At 61.1% G+C, this 19,999-nt stretch carries 16 protein-coding genes; 6 read left to right on the top strand and 10 right to left on the bottom strand.

What is annotated here, in order from left to right; all coding sequences use genetic code 11:
* Positions 1-27: 27 nt before the first annotated feature.
* The 4 genes from ACA052_RS09870 to ACA052_RS09855 form a co-directional block, all read right to left on the bottom strand.
* Positions 28-1,866: an amidohydrolase gene (locus ACA052_RS09870; RefSeq protein WP_497649483.1), complete on the bottom strand. Its 1,839-nt coding sequence runs from the start codon at positions 1,864-1,866 to the stop codon at positions 28-30.
* Positions 1,863-2,456 carry an antibiotic biosynthesis monooxygenase gene (locus tag ACA052_RS09865; protein ID WP_497649482.1) on the bottom strand — a complete coding sequence of 198 codons (594 nt, stop codon included), beginning with the start codon at positions 2,454-2,456 and terminating at the stop codon, positions 1,863-1,865. Before ACA052_RS09865 ends, ACA052_RS09870 begins: the two co-directional genes overlap by 4 nt.
* The gene (locus tag ACA052_RS09860; RefSeq protein WP_497649481.1) at positions 2,449-2,865 is read right to left on the bottom strand and encodes a DoxX family protein; all 417 of its coding nucleotides are present in this window, start codon (positions 2,863-2,865) and stop codon (positions 2,449-2,451) included. The genes ACA052_RS09865 and ACA052_RS09860 overlap by 8 nt, the downstream gene beginning before the upstream one ends.
* A gap of 676 nt (positions 2,866-3,541) precedes the next feature.
* Entirely contained in the window at positions 3,542-4,462 is a 921-nt protein-coding gene (locus ACA052_RS09855; protein ID WP_497649480.1) for a LysR family transcriptional regulator, read from the bottom strand.
* 156 nt (positions 4,463-4,618) lie between these two features.
* On the opposite strand from ACA052_RS09855, the gene ACA052_RS09850 reads away from it, so the two are divergent.
* Entirely contained in the window at positions 4,619-5,065 is a 447-nt protein-coding gene (locus ACA052_RS09850; RefSeq protein WP_497649479.1) for a helix-turn-helix domain-containing protein, read from the top strand.
* A gap of 202 nt (positions 5,066-5,267) precedes the next feature.
* Here the strand turns inward: ACA052_RS09850 and ACA052_RS09845 are convergent, their stop codons facing one another.
* Together ACA052_RS09845 and ACA052_RS09840 are read right to left on the bottom strand one after the other, a co-directional pair.
* Positions 5,268-6,092 (bottom strand): alpha/beta fold hydrolase, encoded by an 825-nt coding sequence (locus tag ACA052_RS09845; protein ID WP_497649478.1) that lies wholly within the window; start codon positions 6,090-6,092, stop codon positions 5,268-5,270.
* Positions 6,093-6,123: 31 nt separating this feature from the next.
* Positions 6,124-6,699, bottom strand: a complete 576-nt coding sequence (locus ACA052_RS09840) for a flavodoxin family protein (protein WP_497649477.1) — start codon at positions 6,697-6,699, stop codon at positions 6,124-6,126.
* A 354-nt stretch (positions 6,700-7,053) separates the two neighbouring features.
* Between ACA052_RS09840 and ACA052_RS09835 the strand changes: the two genes are divergently transcribed.
* Positions 7,054-9,858 carry an ATP-binding protein gene (locus ACA052_RS09835; RefSeq protein WP_497649476.1) on the top strand — a complete coding sequence of 935 codons (2,805 nt, stop codon included), beginning with the start codon at positions 7,054-7,056 and terminating at the stop codon, positions 9,856-9,858.
* On the opposite strand, the gene ACA052_RS09830 is transcribed toward ACA052_RS09835, so the two are convergent.
* A complete protein-coding gene (locus tag ACA052_RS09830) occupies positions 9,823-11,307 on the bottom strand; it encodes an ATP-binding protein (protein ID WP_497649475.1) in 1,485 nt (494 codons plus the stop codon). The genes ACA052_RS09835 and ACA052_RS09830 overlap by 36 nt on opposite strands.
* A 178-nt stretch (positions 11,308-11,485) precedes the next feature.
* Complete coding sequence (locus ACA052_RS09825; protein WP_497649474.1) at positions 11,486-12,436, bottom strand: GlxA family transcriptional regulator; 951 nt, start codon at positions 12,434-12,436, stop codon at positions 11,486-11,488.
* A 346-nt stretch (positions 12,437-12,782) separates the two neighbouring features.
* On the opposite strand from ACA052_RS09825, the gene ACA052_RS09820 reads away from it, so the two are divergent.
* On the top strand, positions 12,783-13,505 hold the full coding sequence (locus ACA052_RS09820) for a pirin family protein (RefSeq protein WP_497649473.1): 723 nt from the start codon (positions 12,783-12,785) through the stop codon (positions 13,503-13,505).
* A gap of 159 nt (positions 13,506-13,664) precedes the next feature.
* Here ACA052_RS09820 and ACA052_RS09815 read toward each other — a convergent pair whose 3' ends face one another.
* Positions 13,665-14,540 (bottom strand): LysR family transcriptional regulator, encoded by an 876-nt coding sequence (locus ACA052_RS09815; RefSeq protein WP_497649472.1) that lies wholly within the window; start codon positions 14,538-14,540, stop codon positions 13,665-13,667.
* Between the two features lie 113 nt (positions 14,541-14,653).
* Here ACA052_RS09815 and ACA052_RS09810 point away from each other — a divergent pair, with 113 nt between their 5' ends.
* The 3 genes from ACA052_RS09810 (at position 14,654) to ACA052_RS09800 (ending at position 18,060) form a co-directional block, all read left to right on the top strand.
* Complete coding sequence (locus ACA052_RS09810) at positions 14,654-15,868, top strand: YbfB/YjiJ family MFS transporter (protein WP_497649471.1); 1,215 nt, start codon at positions 14,654-14,656, stop codon at positions 15,866-15,868.
* A 42-nt stretch (positions 15,869-15,910) separates the two neighbouring features.
* A complete protein-coding gene (locus tag ACA052_RS09805) occupies positions 15,911-16,909 on the top strand; it encodes an NAD(P)H-quinone oxidoreductase (RefSeq protein WP_497649470.1) in 999 nt (332 codons plus the stop codon).
* Positions 16,910-17,106: 197 nt separating this feature from the next.
* A complete protein-coding gene (locus ACA052_RS09800) occupies positions 17,107-18,060 on the top strand; it encodes an alpha/beta hydrolase (RefSeq protein WP_497649469.1) in 954 nt (317 codons plus the stop codon).
* Here the strand turns inward: ACA052_RS09800 and ACA052_RS09795 are convergent.
* Positions 18,032-19,846, bottom strand: coding sequence for an ABC transporter ATP-binding protein (locus ACA052_RS09795; protein ID WP_497649468.1), 1,815 nt, complete (start codon positions 19,844-19,846; stop codon positions 18,032-18,034). The genes ACA052_RS09800 and ACA052_RS09795 overlap by 29 nt on opposite strands.
* Between the last annotated feature and the right edge of the window lie 153 nt (positions 19,847-19,999).

Raw genomic sequence — 19,999 nt, 5'->3', positions numbered from 1 at the left:
CAAGGATCGACGCTTGTTTTTGTAGCGTCAGAACGCGAAGCACGAGCAGCCAAAGGCGCCCCAGAAACCTGCAAAATCGCTGACCGGCGCATTCGACAAGCGCGCCTTTTCATGACTGTGGGAATGCACTCCGCACGGCCCGCTGCAGTGGTGAACCTGCGCCTGCATCGGCGAGTTCGGACGCCAGTGCCCCGGCACCTTCACCACCGGCGACCAGTCCGGCAGCACCGGCACGCTGGCCGGTCCGAGTTTTTCGAAATCACCGGCGGCGTACACCACCTTGCCGCCGACCACCGTCAGCACCGATTCGATCCACTTGATCGCTTCTTCATCGACGTTGAAAAAATCTGCGCTCAACGCCGCCACGTCAGCCAGCTGGCCGACTTTGATCATGCCTTTCTTGCCCTGCTCGGAAGAGAACCAGGCGCTGCCGTGGGTAAACAGTTCCAGCGCGGTCTGCCGGGACAGCCCCTCGGCGTGCAGTTCCAGGCCACCGACGGTGCGGCCGCTGACCATCCAGTACAGCGAGGTCCATGGATTGTAGCTGGACACCCGCGTGGCATCGGTGCCAGCGCCGACCGGTACACCTTCGGCCAGCATGCGCTTGATCGGCGGCGTCGCTTCGGCCGCTTTGGCGCCGTAGCGCTCGACAAAATATTCGCCCTGGAACGCCATGCGATCCTGAATCGCGATCCCGCCGCCCAGGGCCCTCACCCGCTCGATGTTCTGCGGTGTGATGGTTTCGGCATGGTCGAAAAACCACGGCAAACCGTTGAACGGAATGTCACGGTTGACCTTCTCGAACACGTCGAGCATGCGGCTGATGGATTCGTTGTACGTGGCGTGCAAACGGAACGGCCAGCGCTGTTCGACCAAGTGGCGCACCACGGGATCCAGCTCGTCTTCCATGGTTTGCGGCAAGTCCGGGCGCGGCTCAAGGAAGTCCTCGAAATCCGCTGCCGAAAACACCAGCATTTCCCCGGCGCCGTTGTGCCGCAGGTAATCGTCGCCCTGGTGCAGCGTCACGCTGCTGGTCCAGTTCTTGAAGTCGGTCAGTTCTTCCTTGGGCTTCTGGGTGAACAGGTTGTAGGCGATGCGGATGGTCAATTGCTGGTCCTTGGCCAACTGCTCGATCACCTGATAATCGTCCGGATAATTCTGGAAGCCACCGCCCGCATCAATGGCACTGGTCAGGCCGAGACGGTTGAGTTCGCGCATGAACTGGCGCGTCGAGTTGACCTGATAATCCAGCGGCAACTTCGGCCCCTTGGCCAGCGTCGAGTACAGAATCATCGCGTTCGGACGCGCGACCAACATGCCGGTCGGGTCGCCGTTGGCATCGCGCACGATCTCGCCCCCCGGTGGGTTCGGCGTATTGCGCGTGTAACCGGCGACGCGCAATGCGGCACGGTTGAGCAAGGCGCGGTCGTACAAGTGCAGGACAAACACCGGCGTATCCGGCGCAGCCTGGTTGAGTTCTTCGAGCGTCGGCATGCGTTTTTCGGCGAACTGGAACTCGTTCCAACCGCCAACCACGCGCACCCACTGCGGCGTCGGCGTGCGGTCGGCCTGCTCCTTGAGCATGCGCAAGGCATCGGCCACCGACGGCACGCCCTCCCAGCGCAGTTCGAGGTTGTAGTTCAAACCGCCACGGATCAGGTGCAAGTGTGAATCGTTGAGGCCGGGGATGACGCAACGACCCTTGAGGTCGATGACCTGGGTGCCGGAGCCGCGTAAAGCCATGGCTTGGGCATCGGTGCCCACCGCGACGAAACGACCGTCGCTGATGGCAACGGCACTGGCGAGTGGATTTTCACGGTCAACGGTATGAAATTGGCCATTGAACAAAATCAGATCGGCGTTCATCGCGTTTCCTTGGGCTGAGTGGAAGGGGACAGCCAAGGCGCGAACAACCGCGTCGCGATCGGCATGAACAGGTACACCACCGAAACGACGATGGTCAGCGTGATCAGGAAAGTCGCAACCACGTAATTGGAGAGAAAGGCGTTGAGCTGCAGCAGCGGGCCCCAGATCAGCGGCACCAGCAACGTGTGCGGCAGAATCACCAACAACGTCACCACGGCCTGCTTCCAGCGCGGCGGTGGTGGCGACGCGGCGTCGGCTTGCGGCGCAAACCAGAATTCATTGACCGGATTGACCTCGGTCTGGTCGCCGTCCGCCAGCATCGGCGTGGCCTCGTTGACCAGTTCCAGCCGTTGCGACGAATCCAGCCAACGCTGCATGGCCTCGGTGGTGCAAAAACGCAGCACGCAGGTATACATGTCGAGGCCGGCGTTCTTGCCGCGCATCACGTCCACCCCCAAGTGCCCTTCCTGCTGCCCGGCGATGCTGACAATGTTGCGCAACCAGGCCTCGTAGGGCCCTTCAAAACCGGCTTTTACCCGGTGCTTGATGACCAGGGTCACGACTTCTTCGAAACGATTGGAATCAGGCATAACGGAAGACTCCGCGCAAACGGCCATTGAACGCCAGCCGTCCCGGCCCGGCGATAAAAATGCTGGTGAACAGAATCAACAGCAACCAGCCGAACTGCCCTTCTTCGATGCTCCACTGCGGATGCACGACCAGCATCGCGACCAACAGCACACACAAAACCGGCAGGCACGCCAAACGCACCAACACCCCTGCCATGATCAACAGCGGACACAGCACCTCGGCAAAAATCGCCAGCATCAGCGTGACATTCGCGCCCAAGTGAAAAGGGTCCTCGATGTTTTGCAGTTGCGCGCTGTAGTTAAGCAGCTTCGGCAAACCGTGCACCCACAGCAGAAACAAACCGCCGCTGACCCGTAAAAAAAACAGCCCGAAGTCCTGGGCCCGTTGATCCCATCGCGAAGCGTTCATGGGCTACCTGCACAAATGAAAGACCACCGGCAGCGATGCGCCGGAACCTCATTTGATAGTGCCGGTGGGAGGGCGGGAAAAATTGAATGTACGTGCTCTTTTCATGGAAGAGCCGGAATCTGTGAACCCACAAGGATTGGGGTATACCCAAAATATTGGTCGGCTTTCAGGCCGCCAAAATCAAGATCAAAAGATCGCAGCCTGCGGCAGCTCCTACAGTGGGATCGCGTTCAGCTGCGAATCGGTCGTCTGTCAGGACGCTTTCGCGAGCAAGCTCGCTCCCACAATTGATCGGCGTATGGCTTTTGATTTTCACCACTCAAGGCCGAGCGTCAGCTCGCCTGCTCTTGATCTTGATCCACCCGCCCCGTCGGGAGGCTGAGTGGAGGTGTGCATCCGGGGAGTGGCGCGCAGCGCCGTTCGACGCAGTCGAACACGCTGCATGTAGGTCGTCGCGAAGCAGACCGGAGGGCAGTGTCCCCGGATGGATACCGGAGCGAGGGAACGCCGAGCCCTAGCGAGGGGCCGGACGCTTGGGGCGAGCGTTTTTTTGCTTACTTTTTTAGGCGCTTGTAAAAAAAGTGAGTCGCCGTAAGGGCGAAACCCTAAGCGGCCGTTACCGCAGGAATGGATATGTACACCCGGAAGAAACCGGTCGGCCCAAAGGCCGCCACGTTCAAGAAGCAATCGGCAAAGACTTGGACATGAACTCACTGATCCGCGACCGCAACCACCGCTCCGCCGGATCATTGTCATGCACCCCACTCCACGCCATCGAAAGCTGCGCCGCATCAATGGGAAACGGCGGATCCTCAGCCCTCAACGCACACCCTTCAACCAGCGCACACGCCGCATAATCCGGCACAGTAGCGATCATTTCAGTACCGGCGAGTAACGCACGCAAGCCACTGAACTGCGGCACACCCAATACCACGCGACGGCTACGACCAACCTTGGCCAGATCCAGATCAATGTTGCCGCTCAAGTCGCCGGAGAACGACACCATGGCATGAGGCCGTTCGCAGTACTCGTCCAGCGTCAGCGTCCCCGGCCGCTTATCGCCGCGCAGCACCTTGCAGGGAATGTCCCGCAACTTCTTGCACTTGGCATTCGCGGGCAAATCCGTGGTGTAGCTCACCCCCACTGAAATTTCCCCCGACGCCAGCAATGCCGGCATCAGCAAGTAATTCGCGCGGCGCACCACCACCACGATCCCCGGCGCCTCCTCTTGCAGCTGCCGCAGCAGCGGCGGAAACAAACCGAACTCGGCATCGTCTGACAGCCCAATGCGAAACACATCGCAACTGGTCGTGGGATCGAACTCCTTGGCCCGGCTCACCGCCCCGGAAATCACATCCATCGCAGGCTGCAATTCCTTGAGAATCGCCAGCGCCCGGCCCGTCGGCTCCATGCCGCGACCGTTGCGCAACAGCAACGGATCGTCGAACAAATCCCGCAACCGCCCCAGCGCCGCACTCACCGCCGGTTGGCCCATGAACAGTTTTTCGGCTACCCGAGTCAGGTTCTTTTCGAACATCAACGCCTCGAAAATCACCAACAGGTTCATGTCGACGCGGCGCAGATCGTTACGGTTCATAGGCACGGTTCCCTTATGTGTTCAGCCAGGCGCGAGGGTAATGATTGTGTCTGACTTTCCTAGGCAGTGCCCACGTCAAACAGGAATTAACAACGTTTAACTCGCCTGCCGCCGCTGCGCGCCCAAGAATGAAGCTCACCGACACGGACATCTGTCATGGCTCATTCTCAGCAAAACGTCGCCTGCACGACGGCCCCTGAAACGCGAAAAAAAACCACTGGCGGCCTCACCCCGTGGCGCGAAAGCCTGGCCAAACAACTGATCCTCGAACGCCTCGGTGAAACCGTTGAGGTGACCGAGCTGGCACGGGCCTGCGCCCTCTCGCGCAGCCACTTCTCCCGCGCATTCAAGTGCAGCACCGGGCTCTCGCCTCAAGACTGGATTCGCCACCAACGCATCGCCCGCGCCAAGCAAATGATCCAGAGCACCGACCTGACACTGACGCAAATCAGCCTCGAATGCGGCTTCTGCGACCAGGCACATTTTTGCCATATTTTCACCCGCAGCGAAGGCATCAATCCGTTTGCGTGGCGCTGCCGCCACATGCGCTTATCTCCCTCAGTTCACCGCCTCGCCCATACCGCTCAACTAAACGCTCAATAACGCACAACGACGCACCGCTCGTAGCAGCTGTCGAGCTTGCGAGGCTGCGTACGGCTGCGCAGCAGTCGTGAAATCAATCATCACGGTGTTTCGGGTAAACCGCGTTATCCGGTTTCACGACTGCTACGCAGCCGTACGCAGCCTCGCAAGCTCGACAGCTGCTACAAAGGCGGGCGCCGGTCGCTCCAACGCCCGGGGCGCATCAACCCTTGAGGAACGCCAACAAATCAGCGTTGAGCTGATCCTTATGGGTGTCCGTCAAGCCATGGGGAGCGCCTGGGTAAACCTTCAGCGTAGAGCCCTTGACCAGTTTTGCCGAGGCAATGCCCGCCGCTTCGATCGGCACCACCTGGTCCGCATCGCCGTGCACCACGAGGGTCGGAATGTCGAATTTCTTCAGGTCTTCGGTGAAGTCGGTTTCGGAAAATGCCTTGATGCAGTCATAGGCGTTCTTGTGGCCGGAGGTCATGCCTTGCATCCAGAACCAGTCGATCATGCCCTGTGACGGCTTGGCATCCGGTTTGTTGAAGCCAAAGAATGGGCCGCTGGCGAGGTCGATGTAGAGCTGCGAACGGTCGGCCAGGGACGCTTGACGAATGCCGTCGAACACCTCGATCGGCAGGCCGCCCGGGTTGGCCTCGGTCTTGAGCATCAGCGGCGGGACCGAAGAAATCAGCCCGGCCTTGGCCACGCGACCGGTGCCGTGGCGACCGATGTAACGCGCCACTTCGCCACCGCCGGTGGAGAAGCCGAACAGCACGGCGTCCTTCAGCTCCAGCAATTCGATCAACTGCGCCAGGTCATCGGCATAGGTGTCCATGTCGTTGCCGGTCCAGGGTTGGCTGGAGCGGCCATGCCCCCGACGGTCGTGAGCGATCACCCGATAGCCTTTGGAGGCGAGGAAGATCATCTGCGACTCCCAGCTGTCGGCGTTCAATGGCCAACCGTGGCTGAAAACGATGGGCTGGCCGGTGCCCCAATCCTTGTAGTAAATCTCGGTACCGTCTCGGGTGGTGAACGTGCTCATGCGATGTCTCCTCAGGGAGTGTGGGGGTGGATCAAACCGGTGGGTGGCTCATGCGTTCGGCGAGTCGCGCCACTCGCTCGCCCAGGTGGGCGGCGGTGCAGCGGTCTTCGGGGGGTGGGGCAAGGTCCGGGGTCTGTTCGACGTTCGATTGCGCCATGGCGCCCAGCGAACTGCCGAGGCGGTTCATTTGCCCATCGAACACGCCCGTGGCGCTGCGCGCTGGCAGCAGGTCGAGGCCGACCCAGATCATCGAATGCTGCGCGGCGAACACCGCCATCTGCAGCAACGTGTTGAGTTTGTCGCCGCACAGGCAGCCGGAATTGGTGAAGCCGGCAGCGAACTTGTCGCGCCACGGCTGGGCCAGATAGAACGCAGCGGTGGCTTCCATGAAACCCTTGAAGGGCGCCGAGGCGCTGCCCATGTAGGTCGGGGCGCCGAAGATGATGGCGTCGGCCTGGTGTAAACGGTCCCAGTGTTGCTCCACGTCCTCCACCGGAATCAGCTGGCACGTGCTGCCCAGGTGCCGTTCCACACCTTGCGCCACGGCTTCGGCCATGACCCGGGTGTGCCCGTAGCCACTGTGATAGACCACCACCACATTGCTCATTCCGGTCGTCCTCTTGACTGAACAAATCCTTGTAGGAGCTGCCGCAGGCTGCGATCTTTTGATTTGTCTTTTATAAGATCAAAAGATCGCAGCCTGCGGCAGCTCCTACAGGGTTGGAGTTTTGCGGGCTCACGACGAGTTAAACGTTGTTAATTTTCAATCGTGCGCCAAATGCCGCAACACCTGCTTTGCTAACGTAGCGCCCCATAAACACGACGCTTGCGATGGGCTCTGGATACCGACGGTCGGAGCGAACACCCGGCAGTCACCCGAACCCTCGTTGCGTTAACGGACAAACCTGAGGAATATGCGCGAAAAGCCGCGTACTAGACGGATGCAAGCAGGAGTAACCCGTTGATATTTTCTCCCGAACAGGCCATCCATTTCGGCCCTTACCGGATCTTTCCCGGACAACGCCTGGTGATGGAGGCCGACCAGCCGTTGCGGCTGGGCCGGCGCGCCATGGACATCCTGTTGATCCTGCTGGAGCACGCCGGGAACGTGGTCAGCAAGCAACAGCTGATCGCCGGCGTCTGGCCCAAGAGCGTGGTGGAAGACATCAACCTGCGGGTGCACATGGCCGCGTTGCGCAAAGCGCTCGGCGATGGTCAGGCCGGCCAGCGTTATATCGTCACCGTGGCACAGCGCGGGTACAGCTTTGTCGCGCCCTACTCGCTGGAACAGATCGAGCAGCCTCCCGAGATCGAAGGGCCGCCGCCCAGCGCTCACAACCTGCCCGTGCGCCGCACGCGGATGATCGGGCGCCAGTTGTTGGTCGACAATCTGGTCACGCAACTGTCACGCCAGCGCTTCATCACCCTGGTCGGTCCCGGCGGCATTGGCAAGACCACCGTCGCCCTGCGCGTCGCCGAACGCTTGATCGGGCGTTATCGGGATGGCATTCGCTTACTGGACCTGGCACCGATCAACGACCCCTTGATGATCAGCGCTCACCTGGCGACGCTGCTGGATTTATCCCTGCATGACGCCGAACCGATGAGCGGCCTCGCCACATTCTTGCGGGACCGGCAGATGCTGCTGGTGATCGACAACTGCGAACACCTGGTCGACACCGTCGCCCTGCTCTGCGAAAGCGTCTTGCGCGCCGCGCCCGAGGTGCACATCCTGGCCACCAGTCGCGAGAGCCTGCGAGCCGAGGGTGAATTCGTCCAGCGCCTTGAATCGCTGGACTGCCCACCGCCCATCGCGGTGCTGGATCGCGCTCAAGCGCTGAGCTTTTCCGCGCTGCAACTGTTCGTCGAGCGAGCGATGGCCAGCCACGACAGTTTCGAACTGCGCGATGACGAACTGCCGCTGCTGATTGAAATCTGCCACCGTCTGGACGGCATTCCACTGGCCATTGAACTGGCGGCCGCACAAGTTGGCCATTTTGGTCTGGGCGGCTTGCTGGCGCAGCTGCAAGGCAGTTTTCGCCTGCTCACCCAGGGTTTCCAGACCACCCCGGGCCGGCATCAGACCCTGCGCGCCACGCTGGACTGGAGCTTCGAACTGCTCAGCCCCTGTGAACAAACCTGCCTGCGTCGATTGGGCGTGTTCCGGGGTGGCTTCACGCTGGAGTCGGCGGCGGCGGTGATCGTCGGCGACCACATTGAGCCCTGCGAAGTGTTCGGCTCGATCACGCAACTGGTGGCCAAGTCGCTGTTGAACGTCGAAGTGGGTGACGAAGAAGTGTTCTACCGCCTGCTCGATACCACCCGCAGCTATGCCATGGAAAAACTCGATCAGGCCAGCGACCAGCCAGACACCCGCGAGCGCCATGCCGAACGCTGCCTGGCCTTGATGCGTCAGGCGCAAATTGATTGGGAAAACATCCCGACCGGTCTGTGGATAGAGCGTTATGCCCGTGGCCTGGAAGACATACGCGCTGCGCTTGATTGGGGTTTGAATGCCCGAGGGCCGCAGGCACTGGCGATCCGGCTGGCGGCAACGTCCACGCCGCTGTGGCAGGAATTGTCGCTGCTCAAGGAACACGGCGGGTATGTGCGCCGGGCCCTGGCCCTGCTCGACGACTCACCCGAGCCCTGCCCTCGCCTGAAAATGGCCCTCAAGCTGGCCCTCGGCAGCTCCTGCTATCACACCCAGGGTGGCACCGCCGAAACCATCGAAGCCTTCGTCAGCGCCAGGACCCTGGCCAAAAACAACAACGATGTGGCCGGTCAACTTCGGGCCGTCTCCGGGCACATGGCGGTCAATCTCAGTTGCGGCAACTATCAAATGGCCCTGGAGCAGAGCCAGCGGTTTGACCGACTGGGGCTGGACGGCGACGCCGTGCTAGCCCTCAGCACTCACCGCTTGCGAGTGCTGGCCCTGCACTTCGCCGGCGATCAGCGACTGGCCCGGACCAACGCCGAACAGGTCATCCAGCGCATGGCCCAGAGTGGTCACCTCAATCGCTTCACCCATGGGTTTGGCGTCCAGTACGACCAGAGCGTGGCCGCCCTGACGGTCCTGGCGCGCATCCTGTGGATACAAGGTCAACCGGAACAGGCCTGGCGCACCGCGCAGCAGGCGCTGGACATCGCGCTCCAGATCAACCACGGCACGTCCATCTGCTACACCCTGGCGCTGGCTGGCTGCCTGATCGCCCATTACAACGGTGACAGCCAAACCGCCCGCGACCTCTTGCGCCTGTTGCTGGAACAAGCGCAAAAACACTCGGTGCTGCTGTTCTACAGCTGGGCCCAACAGTATGCCCGGGTGATCGATGGCACCTACCCGCAGACGACACCGCAACCGGGCGCGGGCTTGATCAAGGAAATCATGGTGACGCTGGACACCGGTTTCGTCGACGACGAGCTATTGCAGCGCGCCGATACCGGCCGGGCCGGCTGGAGCACGGCGGAAATTCTGCGGGCCAGAGCTGATACGCTCCTCGCAGAGGATTGCCCGCGGAACAGCAACGCGGCCGAGGCGGTGTTGCTCCGGGCGTTGAACGTGGCACAACACCAGGGCGCACTGGCCTGGGAACTGCGCAGCGCCACCTCGCTGGCACTGCTTTGGCAGCGTCAGGGCCGTTTCCAGCAAGCCCACGCGTTGCTGGCGCCGGTTTACGCCCGGTTCACCGAAGGCTACGCCACGCCGGACTTGAGCAAGGTCCGACGCTTACTCGATGAGTTGCAGCGTGACCTGCCCGCCTGACGTCCAGCGCGCCCGGCTGACGTAGCGGGCATAACGCATTTCAAAGGCCCACAAACCACCACTGCGTTCGAGTTTCTCCAGGGCATAGCCGCGGGTGGTATTGAGAAAGCGGAATCGGGTCACGCCGCTGGCCTGGTCCAGGGTCAGCAGCGATTTGAGCGCCAGGTTTTCCAGTACGTCCACCAGGCGTGACGGCGACAGCGCCGCGCAACTGACCACGCCAATCGCCGCGTCCAGGGTGAAGGCCATTTTGAACACCGACAGGCGTTGCAACACGGTTTGCTCCAGCACGCTCAGCCGTTCGTAGCTCCAGTCCAGCGCGGCTTTGAGGGATTGATGCCGAGGCACGGCGGTGCGCCGGCCCTGAGTCAGCAGCTGAAAACAGTTATCGAGCTGGGCTTGCACCCCCACCAGCGCCAGCGCATCGATGTGCGCTGCCGCCAGTTCGATGGCCAGCGGCAGACCATCGAGCCGCCGGCAGATTTCGCGCACCGCGTTAAGGTCTTGTGCGCGCAGGACGAAACCTTGCTGGTGGGTACGGGCTCGACTGACGAACAACTGCACCGCCGAATACCCCATGACCTCAGTCACACTGTGCAACGCCGACGCGGGCGGCACCGCGAGCGCCGGCAAGCGCTGGACTGTTTCCCCCGCCGCCAGCAGCGGTTCGCGGCTGGTGGCCAGGATCGACAGCCGAGGTGCCGACGCTAACAGTTCCTCGATCAATGTCCGACAACGTTCGTGCAGATGCTCGCAGTTATCGAGCACCAGCAGCGCGTGTCGATCCGCCAGCGCTTCCAACGTGGTCCCGACGTCCAATTCAAGGGTGCGCAGCAGATGATCGAGCACTTGCGCCGGGTCATCGATGGTCGCGAGATCCACCAGCCAGACGCCATCCTGATAGTGCTGCAACAGGAGCTCGGCCACCCGCAATGCAACGGTGGTCTTGCCGATGCCCCCGGGCCCGACCAGGGTCATCTGCCGCCGGACCGGCAACTGCCGGACCAGGCTGCCGACGATTGAATCCCGACCAGTCACCGGCGTCAGCCGCGCAGGCAAGTTGTGCTGGGGTTTGTGGGCGTTTTCAATCGAAGCCAGCGTGCTCGCGGGCACACGCAGCACCGCCGCAATAAAGCTATAACCGCGCTGGGGAATATTGACGATGTAGCGCTGTCCGTTCTGCCCGTCGCCCAAGGCACGACGCAGCGCCGCAATGTGCACGCGCAGGTTGATTTCTTCGACCACGGACGTCGGCCAGACGAGTGCGATCAACTCGTCCTTGCTGACCACGGTGCCCGCGCGCTGGACCAGCACCTGCAAAATATCCAGCGCCCGCCCGCCCATGCGCAGCGGCCGATCATCGTCCAGGATCAGCCGTTGCCGCAGGTGGAATGCGTACGGGCCGAATCGCAGCACCGCATCGCTGTTTATATCTTTGAGGCCGTTCATGCACATTCGCGTGCGCAAACCCGGGGCGACTCAAGGGACAGCAAAATCCATTGCGCGCCAGACTCACGCATCTCCATTGCAAAGAGTTCACCGGTATCTTGGCAGGCCTCCGTGACGGTACAACAGCCACGGGGGGAGCATCACGGCCATCACGGTGCGCGCAACGGACAAAACCGCTCTAGCTGAACTGTTCGCGGTATTGGGCGGGGGTCAACCCGAGCTTTTCACTGAACAGAAAACGCATGTGCCTCACACTGCCGAAGCCACTTTTGAAGGCCACTGTCTTGAGCGGCAACTCGCTGGTTTCCAACAGATTCCTGGCGCAGTCGATGCGCGCGCTCTGGAGAAACTCCATGGGCGTCATGCTCACTTCACGGGCAAACACTCGCGAGAAGTGCCGCGCACTCATGTTTGCCAGGCTGGCCATGCATTCGATGGTGAAAGCTTTATCAAGGTGCTCCAGTACATGGTTCTGTACGCGGGTCACCGGCGTTTCATGGGGCGCGACGGTGGCCATCAACGGACTGAACTGCGCTTGCCCACCCTGGCGCTTCATCACCACCAGCAGCACTTTGGCCACATCCTGGGCGACCTTCTTGCCGTGGTCTTCAGCCACCACCGCCAGCGCGAGATCGATGCCTGCGGTAACGCCGCCGGACGTGATGAGATTGCGGTCCTGGACGTAAATCTGATCAGTCTCGACGATCGCCTGGGGAAAGCCCTTGATCAACCGTTCGGTGTAATGCCAGTGCGTGGTGACGCGATAACCGTCGAGCAAACCGGCGTGCCCCAGCACGAAGGCCCCGGTGCAGATCGAACCGTATCGCTTGGACCGGGGGACGGCACCCTTGAGCCAGTCGAGCAACAGCGGCGGTTTCTCGTTGTACGCACCGGGACCGCCCGGCACCAGCAGCAGGTCATAGCCTTGATTCGCTTGATCGATGTGTAGATCGGCGTGAACGCTGACGCCATTGGAGGCACGGAGCGCGCCATGGTCGGTGCCGATGGTCGACAGCTCATAACGTTCGGCGGGCTCCAGATAGCGGTTGGCGATGGAAAACACCTCCATGGGGCCGGCCATGTCGAGCAGGAGGAAATCCGGAAAGAGCACCATTGCCACGGTTTTCATGGGTTCAAATCACTGGAGTCAAAAGAAGATATTTACCGAACACTGGATCCCTGTGGGAGCGGGCTTGCTCGCGAAAGCGGCGTCACATTCAACACTGTTGGTGACTGAAACACCGATTTCGCGAGCAAGCCCGCTCCCACAGGGGTTATGTGCCTGGCATAAACGGGATGCCATGCATTATGGCCAAGTGTGGCGCCAACGTCGGAGGATATTACGTGATGTAGCCTGCAAAACTGTCAACTCAAACGAGACAGTATTTCAGTTTCCATCTACTTATTGCATCCACGGATAAACATTAACCTTCTCCTCACTCGGACGAATCAACGTCCCAACAGGAGATTTCATCATGCTGACCCTTCGCAAAGCCTCGGATCGCGGTGCGGCCAATCACGGTTGGTTGAAGTCGTTCCATACCTTTTCCTTCGCCAACTACCGCAACCCTAAGGAGCAGGGTTTTTCCGACCTGCTGGTGATCAACGACGACCGGGTGGCCGCCGGAAAAGGCTTTGGCCAGCACCCGCACCGCGACATGGAGATTTTCTCCTACGTGCTTGAAGGTGCGCTGGAACACAAGGACACCCTGGGCACCGGCTCGGTGATCCGCCCTGGTGATGTGCAACTGATGAGCGCCGGCAGTGGCGTGGCACACAGCGAATACAACCACTCGGCCACGCGGCCAGTGCACTTCCTGCAAATCTGGATCGTGCCGGAGGTGAGCGGCGCCAAACCGCGTTACCAGCAGGAGCATTTCAGCACGCAGAAGAAACGTGGGCGCCTGCAACTGATCATCTCCCCCGACGGTGACAAGGGTTCGCTGAAGGTGCGTCAGGATGCACGGGTGTATGCCGCACTGATTGACGGCCAGGAAAGCGCCACCCTCGAACTGGCCACCAACCGCTACGCCTATGTGCATGTGGCGCGCGGCAGTGTCGAACTCAACGGCGTGCAGTTGCAGGAAGGTGACGGCGTGCGGGTTCGCCAGGAACAGGCGTTGACCTTGAGCAACGGCGTGGATGCCGAAGTGCTGGTGTTCGACCTGCGGCCGCAGGAATTGCCTGAAATGCCATAACGCTGAACGCGGTCCTGTAGCAGCTGGCGAAGCCTGCGTCCGGCTGCGCAGCAGTCGTAAAATCATACAATGCGGTTTGCCTGACCAACCGTATGTACTGAACTTACGACTGCTGCGCAGCCGGACGCAGGCTTCGCCAGCTGCTACAGGTTATGCGGATCACTCGCCGGTCCCCGAAAACACCGCGACAATTTGTTCGATCACCGCCCGGACCCTGGCGGTATGCCGCAAATCCGCGTGGGTCACTAGCCAGATGTCATACGGTACCGGCCGCGTGCGCGCCGGCCACAGCCTGACCAGGCCGTCCCTCTCTCCCATGTACACCGGAATCTCCCCCAGCCCGATCCCAACGGCAATCGATCGTCTTACCAGCAGGCTGGAACTCAGGCTCGCCACAATCCGTCCACGACCGAGCGGTTCCGAGACCAGCGTCATCTCCTTTTTACCCTGCAAATATGGTTGATACACCACCAGGTCATGCCCCTCGAACGCCGAGCCCGGTTCCGGTATGCCGTGGGCGTCCACATAAGCCTGAGAAGCAAAAAGACCCACCGGCCAGCGCGCGATGCGCCGGGCAATCAGGTCCGGATTGTCCGGGCGGGTGTTGCGCACGGCGATGTCGGCTTCGCGTTTCGCCAGGCTGAGAAACTGTGTGGACGCGTCCAGTTGCACCCGCACGTCCGGATGCCGGTCATGCAGTTGCGCAACCGCCGGGATCAGAAAATCGATGGCCAGCGAGTCGGTGGTGGTGACCCGCACGATGCCGGTCAATCGGTCGTCAAGTCCTTGAATCTGCCGTTCCAGTTCCAGCGCGGAATGCTCCATTTTTTCCACGGCGGTGAGTGCTGCCTCGCCCAATGCGGTCAGTGCATAGCCCTCGGACGTGCGCAGAAACAATGTCGCACTCAATGATTTCTCCAACGCGGTGACCCGTCGTCCGACCGTGGCCTGATCGACACCCAGCACCCGCGCGGCGCCCCTTAAGGTTGATTCACGGCACACAGCCAGAAATACCCGCGCGTCATCCCAATTCATTCGGTTCTCCTGCTGATGCATTTACGCATCACCATAGCGCGAAATCGCTGCACTTACGCATCAATGAGTCACGATAATCTGCAGGCCAGTGTTAAACCCACAGGACATTTTTCATGCACAACCCATCGACCATCCCGCGCAGCGCGATCTGGCTGCCGATCTTTGCCGGCCTCTGCGCCAGCCTGGTCAGCATTGGCCTGGCGAGGTTTGCCTATACGCCGTTAATTCCATCGTTGATCCAGGCGCACTGGTTTTCCGCCAGCGACGTGGTGTATCTCGGCGCCGCCAACCTCGTGGGGTACCTGATCGGCGCGCTGATTGGCCGACCACTGGCCCACCGCACGTCGAACAAAACCGCGCTGCGCCTGATGATGCTGGCCGTGACCTTGTCGTTTTTCGCGTGTGGTTTTCCGTTGTCGGTGAGCTGGTTCTTCGGCTGGCGCCTGCTGTCCGGCGTGGCCGGTGGCGCGATCATGGTGCTGGTGGCCGCGACGGTATTGCCCCATGTGCCAGCGTCCAGCAGAGGGCTGGCCAGCGGTGCGATCTTCCTGGGCATCGGCCTGGGCATTGCCGGCTCGGGGACGATTGTCCCGCCATTGTTGAGCCTTGGCTTGCAGCAAACCTGGTTCGGTCTTGGTCTGCTGGCCTTGATCCTGACTGCAGTGAGCTGGTTCGGCTGGCCTTCGGACGCGCACCCTGAAGCGGTCGGGCTGTCGGTGGAAAAAAACCGGACGCCGACTGACCCGAGGGTGTATCTGTTATTCGCTCAATACGCGTTCATGGCCGCCGGGCTCGTGCCGGCCATGGTGTTCCTGGTGGATTACGTGGCCCGTGGGCTCGGTGCCGGTTCACACGTCGGTGCGCTGATTTGGGTGATGTATGGCATCGGCGCGATCATCGGACCGGTGAGTTATGGTTTTCTGGCCGATCAACTGGGGGCGAAGCGGAGCATCCGCCTGGTGCTGGTGGTGCAGGCGATTGCCGTGGGCCTGCTGTCGGTGTCGAGTTCCTTTACTGCGCTGGCGTTGCTGGCGGTGGTCCTAGGTTCGTTTCCCCCGGGCATCGTTCCTCTGGCGCTGGCGCGGGTGCATGAGCTGATCCCGAACCATCATCAACAGCAGATCGCCTGGAGCCGCGCCACGGTTTCGTTTGCCACGTTTCAGGCGATTGCGGGGTTTGCCTATTCGGCGCTGTTCAATGTCAGCGGCGGGCATCACGCGTTGTTGTTCATCATTGCGGCGGGTGCCATTGTGGTTGCGCTGCTGTTGGAATTATTGAAGATCAAAAGATCGCAGCCTGCGGCAGCTCCTACAGGGGTATGCGCATAGCGCGGTTCCATTTACCAATTACGTTCACAACAGGAGGCTCACATGACGCTGCCCCAAACCATGACCCTGATTGAAATCACCGAGCCCGGTGGCCCCGAGGTTTTAAAACCGCGCCAGGAACCGGTACCCACCCCTGGCGCTGGCGAAGTGCTGATCCGCGTGCACGCCGCCGGGGTTAACCGCCCCGATGTGATTCAACGCGCCGGTAAATACCCGATGAAACCCGGCATGAGCCCGATCCCCGGGCTGGAAGTGGCGGGTGAAGTGGTCGCCGTTGGCGCCGGCGTCAGTGAATTTATCGTCGGTGACAACGTCTGTGCACTGACCAATGGCGGTGGTTACGCGCAGTATTGTGTCGCCCCGGCCAGCCAGACATTGCCGATTCCCCAGGGCATGGACTGGGTGCACGCGGCCGCCGTGCCGGAAACCTATTTCACGGTATGGGCCAACCTGTTCGACATGGGCGGCGCCAGCAAAGGCCAGCGCGCGCTGATTCACGGCGGCACGAGTGGCATCGGTACCACCGCATTGATGTTGTGTCGTGAATTCGGGGTCAAGGCCTTTGCCACGGCAGGCAGTGAGGACAAGTGCGCGGCAATCCGCAAGCTGGGGGCCGAGGCGATCAACTACCGCGATCAGGATTTCGTCGAGGTCATCCAGGAAAAAACCGCCGGCAAGGGGGTCAATGTCATTCTCGACATCATGGGCGGTTCGTACCTGAATCAGAACATCGCGGCGTTGGGCATGGAAGGTCGACTGGTGATGCTGGGCTTTCTCGGTGGCGCTCACGCCAAAGACGTCGACCTGCTGGCGATCATGGGCAAACGCGCAATGATCACCGGCTCGCTGTTGCGCTCACGCACCCGGGAAGAAAAAGCCTCGATCGCCGAACAGCTTCGCGAGTACGTCTGGCCAGTGCTCGCCGCCGGCCGTTGCCGGCCGATGATCGACAAGGTCTATCCGTACACCGACGCGTCACTGGCTCATGCACGGATGGAAGCGGGCGATCACATCGGCAAGATTGTGTTGCAGGTGGATTGACCGACACTAACTGGAGCCCTCCCCTGTAGGAGCGAGCTCGCTCGCGATGGTGTGTCAGCTACATTGTTGTCAACTGACACACCATCGCGAGCAAGCTCGCTCCTACAGAGGACAGGTGACGACTGTCGAAATTGTTCCCGCCGTTGGCATGCTTCTGTTAAAACCCGAGATTGAGTTTTTCGTCGATGGACCACCCGATGCCCGCTTTACTTTTCACTCGCCTGCGCCGACGCTGGCTGTCGCTGCTGTGCATGGCCGCACTGGTCGTCGGCCTGCCCGCGAGTTGTGGAGTGCTCAAACAGAAAGAACGCGAATTGTTGTTCCGCATCGAACCGGGCACGGCCGGCTGGTATCACGGCTTGCCGCAGGACGTTCAGGAGTTCGACATCAAGCCTGCGAGCTTCAAGGGCGGACAGAACCTGCACGCCTGGTGGTGGCCCGCCGCGCGCCGCGACGCGCCATCGATCCTCTATTTGCACGGCGTGCGCTGGAACCTGACCGGCCAAGCGTTCCGCATTGAGCAATTGCGGGCCATGGGTTATTCGGTGCTGGCCATCGACTATCGCGGCTTTGGTCAGAGCAAAGGTGACCTGCCGTCGGAGGCCAGTGTTTACGAAGACGCCCGAGTCGCCTGGGAGCGCTTCACGAAAATGCAGCCGGACGCCAACAAACGCCTGATCTATGGCCATTCCCTGGGCGGCGCGGTGGCCATCGACCTCGCGGCAGACCTCGCCGCGCAGGCGAAAAAGGACCAGGTTGCGGTGCCGGTGCGCGGTCTGGTGATCGAGTCCACCTTCACCTCGCTGGGCGATGCCGTGGCGCAAGTGGCTGACAACAACTTGCCTGTAAAATGGCTGCCAGTGCGCTGGTTGCTGTCACAGAAATTCGATTCCATCGACAAAATCGCCGACATCGACATGCCGCTGCTGGTGGTCCATGGCCTGGCCGATCCGTTCATGCCCTCGCGTTTCAGCCAGCAGTTGTTCAATGCCGCCAGAGAACCCAAGCGCCTGCTCCTGGTGCCTGGCGGTACACACAACAACAGCATGAGCCTGGGCGGAACGCAGTACCGCCAGGCAATCGACGGTTTGATGAAGACCAAACCGCCGCAGATCGCCGGGCCTAGCGGTAACCCCGGGCTTGCAGGTTGAACAACTGCGCATAACGTCCGCCCGCCGCCACCAGGCTGTCATGGTCACCGCGCTCCAGAATCGTCCCCTGATCCAGCACAATGATGTGATCGGCATTGCGCACGCTGGAGAACCGGTGAGAAATCAGTAACGTCATCCGGCCTTCCGTGTGCTCACTGAAATGTTCGAACACTGCTGCTTCTGCAGCGGGGTCCAGGGCCGAGGTGGGTTCATCGAGAATCAGGATGTCGGCATTGCGGCGCATGTAGGCACGAGACAAGGCGATTTTCTGCCATTGTCCGCCGGACAGTTCCTGGCCACCGGCAAACCAGCGCCCCAGTTGAGTGGCATATCCGCTGTCCAGACGCTCAATAAATGGCGCGGCCATGCCCTCCGTCGCGGCTTCCTGCCAGCGCTGTTCATCGTTGAACGCCAGGGTGTCGCCCACGCCAATGTTCTCGCCGACCGAGAACTGGTAGCGGATGTAATCCTGGAAAATCACCCCGATGCGCTGTCGCAACGCGTCTTCTTCCCACGCCTGCAAATCGCTGCCATCCAGCAGGATGCGGCCCTGATCGGGACGATACAGCCGGGTCAGCAATTTAATGAGGGTGGTCTTGCCCGAGCCGTTCTCCCCCACCAACGCGACACTGTGCCCAGGGACAAGGTGCAGATCGATGCCTTGCAGCGCCGTTCGACTGGCGCCCGGATAACTGAAACCGACGTTCTCGAAGCGCAAACCATCGCCCGGCACCGTGCCCACGGTCAGATGTCCGCTGTCGGCAACCACCGGTTCGGCCAGGTACTCATAGAGACTCGACAGGTAAAGACCATCCTCGTAGAGACCGCTGATGGCGCTCAAACTGCTGCTCACCGCCGTTTGTCCCTGCTTGAACAACACCAGGTACATCGTCATTTGCCCGAGGGTGATATTGCCATGGACGGCATCAACCACCACCCAGGCATAGGCCAGGTAAAACGCCGCGGTGCCAAGCAGGCCGAGGACAAAGCCCCAGCCGTCGCGACGCAAGGTCAGGCGGCGATCTTCGGCGTACAGACGGGCAAACGTCTCGCGATAACGCTTCAACAGCAGCGGCGCGAAGCCGAACAGTTTGACCTCTTTGATGTAACCCTCATGGGACAGCAGCGTCTCGATGTAACTCTGCTGCCGACTCTCGGGCGCACGGCGGGTGAACAACCGGAAGGCATCCCCGGAGAAATGGGCTTCGGCAAAAAACACCGGCAACGCCCCGACCACCAGCAACACCAGCGCCCACGGCGAAAAATGCACCAGTAACACGCCGAAGCTGATCAACACGATCAGGTTCTGGATCAACCCCAGCGACTTCATCACCAACGCCAATGGCCGGGTCGACGCCTCGCGCCGCACCCGAACCAGCTTGTCGTAGAACTCGGAATTCTCGAACTGAACCAGCGATAACGTCTGGGCCTTTTCCAGGATCATCGTGTTGACCTTCTGCCCCATCTGCACCCGCAACAGCGATTGCTGGACCGACAGCGCTCGCTGGGTCCCGGACAGCAAGGCGAGCACACCGGCTTCAAACAGCACGTAACGCACCACCGGCCACAACGGCGCACTGCCCTGCTGCGCGTGCAATTGCATGGCGAACACCACGGCATCGACGATGCGCTGACCCAGCCACGCCGCCAATGCCGGGAGCACGCCGGCGATCAGTGTCGCCAGCACCAGGCCCAGAAACAGCCCGCGAGAGGTACCCCAAACGAGCAGCAAGGCGCGTCTGGCCTGATCGAGCAATGACGAGAAGCGGGTAAGGACCGCGGGCATTTTTATTTGTTGCGCCGACGCGGTCTCTCAGACTCTCTTCTTGAAGGAGGAGGAGGAGGGATTGGAAACACCAGCCCGGGGGGTGGAGGACCACCATTCTCCCACTCTTCCATTAACCGCCTCAGCTCAGGCGGCATTTCGTTCGGCGCTTTG

It is taken from the genome of Pseudomonas sp. LBUM1644 (assembly GCF_059716195.1).
Note: the sequence above shows the minus strand (reverse complement) of the source record. Positions and strands in the feature narration are given on the sequence as shown.